Here is a 12,922-nt window from a genome sequence, read left to right on the forward strand (position 1 = left end):
GCTAATGATCTCCAACAAGTATCGAAGTACTCTTCTTTAATTGATATTCACCGCAATAATTACATCACCACGCTATTCTTTCTTTGCTTCACCTAACAGCTGACTTTCAAAAATTGTGTTTAAGGATGATTTTCACACGAATTACTGTATCAAAATAAGCAGCAAAGCTGGTATTGTTATTGAATAAAATTGCTCGTGGTTGAGTAATATTTTTTAAGAAGAGAACAAGGATGCGGGTTTCCCGTAAATTAATTTCATTCTATTTATTCTTTGTTTTAATTCCTGCGATTGGAGTTTTAACAGCAGAAAACAAGATTCAGAACAATCCAATTGAACCTGATTCAAATTCCTTTTCATTTTTTTCTTCGGAAGAATCCGGATTAATTTTCGAAAAGGAATTTACTTACCGCTCAGATGACAGTTCTTATACTGATATAATTCAATTAAAAAATCTTACAGGTTATGCCCACGCCATTCAGTTTCGAATTCAAGTTAATAAAGTTGAAAATGATAGTACAATTCTGGTTTTTCAGGATTTAGAAAAAGGTACGGACCTTCAACATATAGGGTGGATATTAACTTATAATATTATCCGGGGTACAATTTTAGAGAATGGTGCTTCCAAGGACGAAGTATTAATCCTGATTTATAATTTAAATCAAAATGGCTCACTGCAACCAGGAGACTATAATGAGCTTGTTAAAGTAAATTATAGAGTAGCTAATATTGCGGTATTAGAAGATAGCGTAAAATCATCAATGAGAATCACTGATGCTCTGGCAAGCACACCTCAGGGTCAGCCAATTGACATAACTCCTTCAAGAGATGAATTCAAAGTAGTTATTAAAGGGATTCCAACTATACCGACCCAGGGATTAATTTTTGTAGAAGATACTGTTTATCGGCTAGAAGATGATTCATATGTAGATCTTTTACAACTTAAAGGATTATCCTATAAAGCTCAGGCAATACAATTCAGATTATTAGTTAACCAGGTCATCGATGATAATGTAATTCTCACATTCCAGAATATTCAGAAAGGTGCTGATGTAATTGATCCGAGCTGGGTGCTAACTTACAATGTCATCCGTGGACCTCTTACCGGCAATGGAGCATCGGTTGATGAAATTCTGGTTCTATTGTTTAATCTCAACCAGAACAACGGATTGCCTCCAGGTGACTACAACGAACTGCTGAAAGTTAAATATCGGGTAGCTGATTTGCCTGCGTTGCAGGATAGCGTTAAATCTTCAATAAAAATTTCTGATGCAGAAGCCAGTACTTATCAGGGTTTTCCGATTGATATAACTCCATCAAGAAATGAATTAACGGTAATCGCACTTAACAGAGTAGCTGCTTATGGTGATGTTAACGGCGATGGTTGTTTAGATATTCTTGATATAATTTTAGTTGTTGACCACATTGTAGGAAGAGATTCTCTTGATGCTGATGAATTTATCCGGGCAAATATAGCTCCATGGATTCCGGGAGAACCAGCTCCAAACCCGGATGCTTACGTCAATGTGCAGGACCTTTCCCTGCTTCAAAATATTATTTTAAATGGTGTTTATCCAAATGGCGTTTCTATAAATGCATGTTCATTTACAAGCCTGCCTAAATCGAATGGAGAAGAATATAAAGTAACATTTTATATTCACGATAATGGTATTTCTGCTTACCTAAATTCAACCGTAGATGTTAGAGCCGTTCAAGTCGAGTTTAATGGAAATTTTCAGGTGTTGAACAATATGGAAATCAAAACTGATCTCGGGCATGGCTATTATACCAAGGATGATGATCTTTTGAGAGTTTTACTTTACGATAGAAAAGGATTAAAAACCATAAAATCAGGAGAAAATTTTATTTCTGATATCCCATTATTTATAAGCAATCCTGCCGAAGTAAGCATTGAAAAACTAATTTTGATCGATATCAACAGACAAAGGATTTTTGATGCTGAAATCGAAATAGTTTATGGAACTCCGCTCTATATTCCTCTGGATTACATTCTTTATCAGAATTATCCGAACCCGTTCAATCCAACAACAAGTGTTAAATTTGAAGTACCCGTTGACAGTAAGGTATTAATAAAAATTTATGATATACTGGGACGGGAAATAAAAACATTATTCAATGATGAAGTGCAAAGAGGCCAATATACAATGGAATGGAATGGACTAGATGAATCCGGAAACCAGATGAGTTCGGGAACGTACATTTATAGAATGATTGCCAATGAATTCGTACAATCGAAGAAGATGCTTCTCCTAAAGTGATCAGATAAGTTTTTTCGAAGTTATATAATCTAATAGCACTTTATCCCTGTCATAAACATCCGCTCTCAATTGTAAAACTCCATCTTCGTTAATCCAGGCAGTGTAATAATCGATGTAGAGAGATGTTTTTTGTGCAAGCATAACGTCCGTAGTTTCACCAAGACTTGCATATTTTCGCAACGACTCCCGTTTCTGCCAATATTCTGAAACGATTGTTTTATCATTGACCTTTTGTCCAATCTCAATTTTCAGATAATCAATATTCCACTTTGGATGATTTCTCAAGAGGAATTCTGCCAGATGTAATGGTTTTTCAACTCGCACACAGCCGTGGCTCACTGCCCTGTTTGATAAATTGAACGGAGGTCTGTTGGGAGTATCGTGAAGATAAATACCAAATGGATTGTTAAACATGAATTTAATTTTTCCGAGAGCATTTCCCGCACCCGGATCCTGGATAATTCTATATGGAATTTTATCGGAATACAATTCATCTAACGTAACTTCGAGAGGATTTATTTCAACTCCATCTTTATATACTTTAAAATTTTTATCAACTAAATACGTGGAATCCTTTTTTATTTTATAGGCGATCTCTTCTCTCATTATGCTAGGCGGAACATTCCATGTCGGATTGAGAACCAAATACGAAATTTCTCCGTACATATTCGGAGTTTCCCAATCGTCAGGTTTATCTCTCCAGCGTTTTGTTTTTTTGTAGACCTTCATTCGCTCCTGAAAATGAATGGAACGTTTTGAACCTGTACATACTTTTGTGCTGAAGATTTTTTTACCATTATCAACTATAAACAGCATAAAATCCGGGATGTTCACTAAAATATATTTTCCGGTATCGGCATATTCATTCCATCTGAATCTTTCAAGGTTCAATTTTATTGTTTCCAGATATTGCTGCGGTGAGATGCTAAAACGCTCGATAGTATTTTTCCCTATAATTCCATCGTCTACTAAACCATTGTTCCGCTGGAAAGCTTTCACTCGTTCGACAAGTACTGAATCATAAAAAGTAAAGTCACTGATTTTAATTTTGGAAGTATCAAGATACTCCAGTGCAATAAGTTTTTCTATTATCTTAGATACAACTGAGTCTTTATTCCCAGGTTCAATCTTTTTCGCAGGAATTGGAATGATAGCCCATTGAAGATCTTTGAATTTACTGTAATGTGTCAGAGCTGTTTGCAGTTCCGTATATCTCTTGCTTTTAGGTTGAATATCAGCCAGGTATTGTAAAATGTTTTCCTGCCTGAGAGGTTGGAACAAGTCTCCTTTTGAAGAATCATCCAGTGGCAGGTAGTAAGAGTCAGAAAATATTTCCTTTGGATTGACTGCACCATATCGAAGGTGATAGCTGTACTTTAATACTGCATCACTCAATAATACTTCTACATTAGCTAGCTGTGAATATCTTAAATTGTTCGGCAATGTGTCTATTGCATTCGTAAACTCACTTGATATGCTGCTAAAATGATATTGTTCGGGATTTAATCCGTGTTCAGGAGCTTTTTCTAATACAGATAATATTGAATAAACAATATCAGCATCATCAAAATTTTTTACAAAGAGTGGTTCAAAGTTCCTTGAGAGGTAAAAGCTTCTAAGAGTATCGTAGTATTGGATAAGTGTATCAAGCTTAAAGAGACTGGAATCAATAGCGATCAACTTTTTTCTGAAAGCTTGTGAATATTCAGTGCTATTAAAATTTAACTTTTCATTAAGAGTCTTACTTTCTTCCGATACTTCTTTAGTACAGGAATATAGAAGAATGAACAGTAAAATGGTTAAAACGGAATATTTTGTAAATGATTTTATAATTATACCCTGATACGATTACTGTAATTTCAGAAATTAAATGACACGCAGGAAACACTAAAACAACACTAAGTAAAAATACTAAATTCCTTCGAATGAAGTTTTGATATTGGACAATCTCCTTGAATACCGATTTAAAAAATAAAGGCTCACTACAGAAGTGAGCCTTAAAATAACACAGCAAACTAATTTAACGTAGTAAGACCATCTTCATAACATTGACATAATTACCGGCACTTAATCGATACAAATAAATGCCGCTGGACAATTGACTACCCGCATTATTCTTTCCATCCCATTGAACCTGATAATATCCGTTTTCCTGTATTTCATTTACCAGAGTTTTAACTTTTTCACCGAGTGAATTATAGATTTCCAGAGTAACAAATTCACTCTGCGGAATCTGATAAGAAATTACCGTTGACGGATTGAATGGGTTTGGATAATTCTGTTTTAAATCAAATGTTATCGGTAAAGTTCCTTCATTGTCGCCCTCAACTCCAACAGGTTGATCTGAAACATAGGCAGTAACCATAATATCTACATTCGTCATTTGAACCCAACCACCTGAGTTTGTGTAATACATACTTCGTGAATCTATTGGAGGATCAGCATCTGCACCAATACCAGGAGCACCCGGAGTAGCTTCTAACCAATTTATGAGTACCCAAAAATCACCTTGAGTGATTTCCGGTGGATCTATACCAGGAATATTTTTAATTATAGTACCAACTGTTGCAGGACTTGTATCAAATACTCGATATGGTCCAGCAATAATATCTCCTGGAATACCGCTATTATCTTTATTGATTGTAAAATCAAATGGATCATTACCATTTACAATTGTTTCGAGTTTTCTTACGTAAGCCGGATAACTGGTTGGTGTAAATCGAATTCCGAATTTATTTTCATACCATGTAAAATCAACGACATAAAATACATCATATTCACCATCATCATAACATATTGGAACAAGTGTTGGGTCCTGACAAGCATAAGCCCCAAACGGTGCTGTCATTGGACCGTTTAGTGTATCGCTTCCACTAATTATATAGGCTTCGAATTGGTACTCATACCAGGCAACACAATAGACATCGTTATCAAGATATGATTCAACACCAGTTTGGAATGATGTTATGAATTCACCGTTCTTATACATATTAATCGTAGGTGAAACTGTTAACGGGTCATTATTTATTCCTAGTGTCGGATCGTCCCACGTAATTAGTAGATCCTGACCTTGTCGTGTTACAGAAATATTGGACGGAGGTTGTGGTGCTGCCAGCAATGAGACATCAATACCAACATCACCGAAGTATTGCGGATTAAAAACGGTATTCATAGTCTGTGGCCACCAACCGCTGTAAACAGGAGTTGTTCCTTGTCTCGCAATAAGAAATGCTCCTAATCCAACAATTTTATCTGGACCAAAAACCTGAAGTTGATAGCCTTCTATAAATCCCATAGGAATACCGAATTCGCCTTGCAGATGACCATTCACATCTGAAAACTCTACTTCAGCATCAAATAAGGGAGTGATGATGTATGTCGGAATTTCTCTGAAACGGAGATCAGCTCCACCCGGATGCCAGTATGCCCAGAAATTTCCTTCCCTGATAAATGGTGGTTGGCCATCAAAAACATTATTATTGTTGTCATCGATATATAAACCAAAGCCTTCATTATCATCAAGCGTTGGGTTAAGAAAATCTTCACCAGCTACATACAGCATATCGGTTGCATCATCAAATTTTAAGTAGAGATATGCCGAACCCTGCGGTCTTGGTACACCACCACCATAACCAAATATATCTGAAATATCAAGCTTGAATGCATCATCCCATTCGCCGGGTGATAATACTCCATCAATGTTTGGAATGGATGCTTCAGGAACTTCGAGACTAAAAGTTAGCAGAGAATCACTGACTTTTCCCATAGCTTCATTTGAATATATGCTTTGACCTGTTTCATTAAAAACATTTATGACATAGTAATAATTTCTAAGTGCAAATACATCCATATCATTATAACTTGTTTCTGTTGCAGGAACTCTTGCAATTCTTTGATATGGTCCTCCTGAAACTAAGCTTCTGTAGATAGCGATACTATCTGCTAAAATTGCATCAGGTAACTCGCTGATAAAATTAATTTTGTTTTCTTGCTGAAGTATTGATCTGGTATCAGATTGTAACAAATCCATTCTCTCTGTATCACCAACCATGAGTGCAATTTCTTTTTCTCTTTCAAGATTTCTAAATAATGAGCTCCAACTAAGTAATATCGTCTCTGTGAGATTTGTTGAAGCACTAAGTGTTGGTGGTTGAATGGTAAACGGAGTCAGTGACATGTTTACTCCCGAAGTTGTTCCTCCTTCAGTTACAACAACATTTGCAACAGATCCAAAATTGTATCCGGGTTTTTCTGCGTGAACTGTATATGTACCTGCCGGAACGTTTTCTAGAATATAATTTCCACTCATGTCAGTAATCGCAGTACGAGTTGTTCCTACCGCTTTAACTAAAACACCGCTGTCGTCACCTGTATTTGTCAGATTTACTGTTCCGCTGATTGTTCCTCCACCGAGTAGTATTTCACAGAGATATATTCTTCCACCACTTCCCATTTCACGTGCATGGACTGCTTTTCCTCCAGCGAACATTCGCTTACCGTCCGGGCTTAGATCACAAGTAAAAAATGAACCTGGTGTAACTACATTAAATGTTAATTCACCAGTTTGCGTATCGAACACCATCAGGTCCGGGCGTGTATGTGCCAAATCACCCCATGTAACTGCAGTTGCAACCTTCCCATCATCGGAAACTTTTATATCATCTACGAGATCTCCTCCACCAGCAAAAACCCATTTAGGTAAGCCATCACCATAAGTGTCAAAGCATATAACAGTACCATCATATACATTGTTTGCAGGATCGACAAAAATTAAAGAACCAGCAACAATGGTTTTTCCATCAGCAGAAATCCCTACTGAAGAGGCCCAGTTCGTAAATGCACCAACAGGAACACGATATTGCCAGAGTTTAAAGTATTCATTTGTTAAAGAATCAAAATGCCAGGTTTGAACGAAGCCACTGTTATCAGCTGTGGCCACAACTTTACCATCTCCACTAATTGCAGGCGCTGATTCTGTGTTATCAAGAAAGTGTTTCCAGATCAATTACCATCAATGCTATTAAACATATAAAGATGATATCGACCTGTTACTGCAACATTAGAACCATCCGCTGAAAAGTTAGCACCTGCCCAATTAGTAATTTCACTTCCCGGTACATCATAAGTCCACTTAATTGATGGTGTGCTTCCTCCAAGATCAAATGCATACGCTCTATAGGTAGTAGAGCTCCCAGACGCATTTGCAAGAACGACAGCCAGTAAACCATCACGGGATACTGTCACCGATGAAGCATAAAAAGAATCAGGCAATTCGAATTGATAATCAATATTTCCATTTGCCGGGTTTAGCAGATAAAAATCTGAGCCTGCAGTAGCTGCTATTATTGATCCATCACCTGAGATATCTATGTAAGGATCAACTTGTCCGGTTGGAAATTCCCATATTGGATTGGAATTAGCATCAGAGTAAAGAGAAACTCTCATATTATTCAGTCCCCATCCCGTTAATGCCGAGGTACCAGCTGAATTAATTCCAACAACATTAGCTATCGCTACAGCATCCTGTGTAGACCAGATAACATTTCCACCGAGAACATATTTATCACCCTGAGCTTTATTCATACCATATATATGGTCATTGAGGTTCTCTAGCGTACCAATATTTTTTTCAGGGATTGTTTCAAAGGCAAGATTGCCATCCTGATAGATTGATTTGGTACCTATAAAATTTTTATCCTGGGTAAATGCATTGTTGGTGAGAAATGAAAATACTGCAATCCCTACTGCAACAACTAAGAAATGTACAGATTGAGATTTCATACGAACCTCCATAAATTGAATTGAGAATTTGTGAGTACGCAGAATTTATTTAATCGACCTTATCAAACTTATATTTATTCGTTATAAATTAAAACCGAAAGCAGATATATCGGATATGTCTTCCCTGCTTAATATAATGTGATTCAAAACTTGTTTTTATATTATGCGAAAATTCTTCCGCACGATCTTGATATAAATTGCTACTTGTAAATACAATTTTGCATCCAAATTCCGAGATTGTCTTTAATGCGTAATCATATAATTCTTTATTGTCTGTTTTGAAATGAATTGTTCCGTTTGGTGTTAATAATTTCTTATAAATTTTGAGAAAATCCGGAGAAATTAGTCTTCTATTATGATTCGCTCTTCGAACATGTGGATCGGGGAAAGGTATATAAATTTCTTCAATGGACTTTTCGGGAAAGATTTCATTTAAATTTTGAGCTCGGGCAACAACAAAAGCTACATTATCCAGTTTAAGATTTATTGCTTTTAATGCTCCGTTATAAATTCTGGCCGCTTTTACATCAATTCCAATAAAATATCTCTCCGGGAATCTCAAAGCTAATTCAACAGAATACTCTCCGCTTCCACAGCCTATTTCAAGTGTGAACTTTCCTGATTTATTAAAAAAATCGTTTAGAGATTGTCTTATATCATGATTTCTTGTGTTGAATACATTCTTAAGTTCTTTCGCAGCTTCTATTCTTTTATATTTTGTTCGTGCCATCAGTAAGGATTTAGCATTAACTCAGATGCATGATTATATTTTTTATTAATAAGTATTGCAAAAACAAATATAAATTCTAACTTTGTATTAATAGAATATCAGATTTCATATCTTTTAGACAAAATAAATTCCTTAACTTAAATAGCGGGAGGAAACATGTCATTCAAAATAAGAAAAGTGGATTATTTTTATTGCTCAGTTGTAGACCAGCCCGGAGAAGCTTATAAATTGCTTTCTCAACTGGAACAAAGCGGAATTAACCTGCTTGCATTTACAGCAATACCTGTTGGACCTAACAGAACCCAGCTTACACTTTTTCCTGATACTCCCGATAAACTCGTTGCTGACGCAAAGAGAGCGGGACTATCTCTTGACGGGCCGCATCCCGCAATTCTGGTTCAAGGAGATGACGAACTTGGTGCTTTAGCTGAGCTTCACCAGTTACTTTACCGTGCAAATGTTAATGTATACGCATCTAACGGTGTGACTGATAACAGAGGCAGTTTCGGGTATCTGCTGTATGTGAGACCAGAAGAATATGAACGAGCAGCTGCTGCATTAAAAGTGTAGCCTTACCTTATTCATCTCTATAAATATTTATTATTTATTCACTAAAGGATTCTATGAAAAACAGAACCCCCTTCCCTTTCGTATTCTGGATTGCAAATGGAATAGAAGTGCTTGAAAGGTTTGCTTATTACGGAATCTATCTGGGATTTGGCATTTATATGGAATATCTGGGATACAGCAAAGGTCAGCTGGGGATAGTTCAAAGTATATTTTTATTATTTTCTTATGCCACTCCAATATTCTCAGGAACATTTGCAGATAAATATGGATTCAAAAAAGTTCTGATCATTTCTTACCTCGCCTATTTACCGACGATTCTTTTACTCATAGTCACAAAATCATTCACAGGTATCGCACTTACAATGCTTGGGATAGGATTAGCTGCTGGAATTTTCAAGCCGCTTATATCGAGAACTGTTAGAGTTACAACGGATTCAACTAATAAAACACTTGGCTTTGGAATTTTTTATGCAATGGTAAATATCGGTGCATCATTTGGACCTGTGGTCGCCGGAAAATTAAGAGCAATATCCTGGAATCACGCTTTCATTGCTGCTGCAATCGGGATTGGGTTGATGCTTCTGATTACAATCTTTTTTTATAAAGAACCAAACCGGGATATCGGAAATGTAACACTTAAACAAAAATTCAAGGATATGTATGTTGCTCTATCAGATGTAAAATTCCTCATCTTTTTGATTTTACTCGGACTGATGTTCTGGCTGCCGTTATGGGCATTCTTCAACCTGGTTGCAGTTTATATTGATAGAAATCTTGATACCGTGCGATTGTTCATAATTATAGATAATATTTTTCCAACGTGGTTTTCAAATATACTTTCTGCGGAAGATGAGAATGGGACAAGAAGACTATTAGGAGAAACCATTGCACATACGGGATATATAATTATGATATTCCAGATTTTCATCTCGAGAATTTTTGAAAAGTTTAAACCAATACCATCATTTAATATTGGATTGTTTGTCGCCGCACTTGGAATGTTCACGATCGGGTATGCTTATTTATCTGTTCCCGAAGTAGTCTTTCTCGGTATTTTTTTATTTGCAGTCGGAGAAATGATTTCATCACCACGTATTCAGGAATATATAATGTGGCTTGCACCAAAAGAAAAAGCGGGATTGTATATGGGCACAAACTTTTTAGCTACCGGGCTGGGTGGTGCATTAAGCGGGGTAATTTACACTTCCTTATACGGATATTTCAGGGATACAGGCAATCCTGAGTATGTGTGGTTTTGCCTTGCTGGAAATTTTATTTTAGGGATAATATCTATTTATATTTTTACAAGAACTGCTGGTGAATTCAAAGAATTGGAACACTAATTAAGGATTTTATTTATGCCTAATATTATTTCAACACCAACAATAATTGAAGCTGCCGGTAACAAACCAAAAATCATTCAGGAATTTTTTGGAAGAGTTAACTCGAAGACAGGAAACGTAAGCATTGCTAAAATGACGAGTCCTGCCGGTTGGGAAGAACCCGGACAAACTCCTGAGTTCGATGAGTATACACTTGTATTGAAAGGAATGTTAAGAGTTCAAACTAAAAATCAAACATTTGATGTAAAAGCAGGACAAGCAATTCTAACCCAGGCAGGTGAATGGATAAAATACAGCACACCAGATCCTGAAGGTGCAGAATATATTGCTGTTTGCATTCCTGCATTTTCACCGGATACAGTTCACAGAGATTAATTAATTCATTTAATCATTATTAAGGAGAAGCTATGAAAAAAATAATTCTTGTTTCGATTCTTTTACTTCTTGCATTTGCAGCATCATGTTCAGAAAATAAGATACAGAATTCAAATTTAGTTGAACAGGAAGTCGAATACGTTTCGGATAGTACAGTTTTAAAAGGATTCCTGGTCTACGATAATAAACTGGACGGGAAGCGACCCGGAGTTCTGGTAGTTCACGAATGGTGGGGTCATAATGAATACGCACGCAAACGTGCAAGGATGCTTGCAGAATTGGGATATACAGCTCTTGCCATTGATATGTTTGGTGATGGCAAACAAGCTAATCATCCGGAAGATGCACAAAAATTTACCTCGGCTATTTTCAGTAATGTGAAAATGGGCGAAGACAGGTTTTTAGCAGCATACGATTTCCTGAAAAAACAAGATACAGTTGATCCGGAAAAAATTGCTGCTGTTGGCTACTGCTTTGGTGGTGCTGTTGCTCTACATATGGCAAGAATCGGTACAGATCTTAAAGCTGTTGCAAGCTTCCACGGCGGAATTCAACCGATAGTACCCGCAGAGGAAGGTAAAGTTAAAGCATATTTACTGGTTTGCAACGGGGCTGATGATCCATTTGTCACTCAGGAACAAATAGATGCATTCAAGCAGGAAATGGCTAATGCAAAAGTACAGTATGAATTTATCAATTATGAAGGAGCCATTCACAGTTTTACAAATCCGATTGCAGATAGTGTTGGAAAGCAGTTCAATATGCCGCTTGCTTACAATGAGAAGGCAGATAAAGAATCCTGGGAGGAAATGAAAAAAGTTTTCAGTCGGGTTTTCTCTAAATAAGACCAGGTAATTGCAAACGTGAAAAAATCGGCAAAATCTTAAGCGGAATTATTTGTTTGTAAAAAGTTGCGTCGAGTAAATTAATTTGTTGACGAAATTCTGCCTTTATTATTAATACTTTTTCACCAATATTTGGATTAGAGAAAAATAATTCTCCTCCCAAGGGTCTGATTACCTCTTTTTATAAAGAGTAGCCTCCTAGTAATCAGATTCGGGCGGTCGGGAAACTTTCCAACAATGTTATGCCCTCACTTTCATTGTGATAAAAATTTCCGACCGCCCATTTTTATTTCTTATCACTTTTTTGTTCAAATATTGAATCCGGCAATCCTTTGTTTACCTTATAATTGGAATAAGTGAGATAAACTTTTCCGGTTTCAACCTTTTTTGAATCATCTTTCTTCTGTTTGTCATTTGAACCCCGGTCATCTCCAAATCTTTTTGGTAAACCGGAACCATCGATTGAAAACTCAAAAAGAATTGATGATGGCAGCCAAAACCCATCCGTGGTTTTCAGATAATCGAGATTGACAACAAAATTACCCTGCGGCTTTCTTGACGATTCAACTTTAAGAATAATATTTCTTTGAGTATCAACCCAGAGTGTGCTGATTATAACCTCAGCACTGCCTTCCAGCGGAATTACTTTTATTACTGAGACAGGATTTCCTTTGATTGTATCCTCTCTTTCGTAGAAAGCTGTGTATTTATAATTGAGAAAACCGAGTGGTGAGAAATTCAGTCCTGACTTCGGAAGCATAGCAAAATTTTCTGTATCGATGTGAAACTTATCCGGTTTTTTATAATAGATTGTTGCTTTCCTGTCAGGCATTTTCAGAAAGCTTACATCAATTTTTGTCTGAACATCAACCTGGTAATCTTCTACTTTATCGAATTCAGCTTTAACTTTTTCCAGAATCGCTTCCGGATTTTTTGTCTGGTTGAATACTGTTGCATATAAAACTAAGATCAGTATAAATATTTTATTAGTCATTTGTCTAT

10 protein-coding genes are annotated in these 12,922 nt (G+C 36.4%); 5 read left to right on the forward strand and 5 right to left on the reverse strand.

Annotated elements, in window-relative coordinates; all coding sequences use genetic code 11:
- The first annotated feature begins 230 nt into the window (after positions 1-230).
- Entirely contained in the window at positions 231-2,276 is a 2,046-nt protein-coding gene (locus IPM14_07615; GenBank protein ID MBK9097974.1) for a T9SS type A sorting domain-containing protein, read from the forward strand.
- Here IPM14_07615 and IPM14_07620 read toward each other — a convergent pair whose 3' ends face one another.
- From IPM14_07620 to trmB, 4 genes are all read right to left on the reverse strand, one after another.
- Positions 2,277-3,956: a L,D-transpeptidase family protein gene (locus IPM14_07620; GenBank protein MBK9097975.1), complete on the reverse strand. Its 1,680-nt coding sequence runs from the start codon at positions 3,954-3,956 to the stop codon at positions 2,277-2,279.
- A gap of 340 nt (positions 3,957-4,296) precedes the next feature.
- On the reverse strand, positions 4,297-7,281 hold the full coding sequence (locus IPM14_07625) for a carboxypeptidase regulatory-like domain-containing protein (GenBank protein MBK9097976.1): 2,985 nt from the start codon (positions 7,279-7,281) through the stop codon (positions 4,297-4,299).
- Positions 7,278-8,057, reverse strand: coding sequence for a PQQ-like beta-propeller repeat protein (locus tag IPM14_07630; GenBank protein MBK9097977.1), 780 nt, complete (start codon positions 8,055-8,057; stop codon positions 7,278-7,280). Before IPM14_07630 ends, IPM14_07625 begins: the two co-directional genes overlap by 4 nt.
- A gap of 88 nt (positions 8,058-8,145) precedes the next feature.
- Entirely contained in the window at positions 8,146-8,787 is a 642-nt protein-coding gene (gene trmB / locus IPM14_07635; GenBank protein MBK9097978.1) for a tRNA (guanosine(46)-N7)-methyltransferase TrmB, read from the reverse strand.
- A gap of 156 nt (positions 8,788-8,943) precedes the next feature.
- On the opposite strand from trmB, the gene IPM14_07640 reads away from it, so the two are divergent.
- Genes IPM14_07640 through IPM14_07655 form a run of 4 tightly spaced genes read left to right on the forward strand, consistent with a single transcriptional unit; the run spans position 8,944 to position 11,920 of the window.
- Positions 8,944-9,357 carry a hypothetical protein gene (locus IPM14_07640; GenBank protein MBK9097979.1) on the forward strand — a complete coding sequence of 138 codons (414 nt, stop codon included), beginning with the start codon at positions 8,944-8,946 and terminating at the stop codon, positions 9,355-9,357.
- 53 nt (positions 9,358-9,410) lie between these two features.
- A complete protein-coding gene (locus IPM14_07645) occupies positions 9,411-10,700 on the forward strand; it encodes an MFS transporter (GenBank protein ID MBK9097980.1) in 1,290 nt (429 codons plus the stop codon).
- A 15-nt stretch (positions 10,701-10,715) separates the two neighbouring features.
- Positions 10,716-11,075 (forward strand): cupin domain-containing protein, encoded by a 360-nt coding sequence (locus IPM14_07650; protein ID MBK9097981.1) that lies wholly within the window; start codon positions 10,716-10,718, stop codon positions 11,073-11,075.
- A gap of 32 nt (positions 11,076-11,107) precedes the next feature.
- Positions 11,108-11,920 (forward strand): dienelactone hydrolase family protein, encoded by an 813-nt coding sequence (locus tag IPM14_07655; GenBank protein ID MBK9097982.1) that lies wholly within the window; start codon positions 11,108-11,110, stop codon positions 11,918-11,920.
- A gap of 286 nt (positions 11,921-12,206) precedes the next feature.
- Here the strand turns inward: IPM14_07655 and IPM14_07660 are convergent, their stop codons facing one another.
- Positions 12,207-12,914 (reverse strand): hypothetical protein, encoded by a 708-nt coding sequence (locus tag IPM14_07660; protein ID MBK9097983.1) that lies wholly within the window; start codon positions 12,912-12,914, stop codon positions 12,207-12,209.
- Positions 12,915-12,922: the final 8 nt, after the last annotated feature.

The sequence above is a fragment of the bacterium genome (assembly GCA_016716565.1).
Lineage (GTDB): Bacteria > Bacteroidota > Ignavibacteria > Ignavibacteriales > Ignavibacteriaceae > IGN2.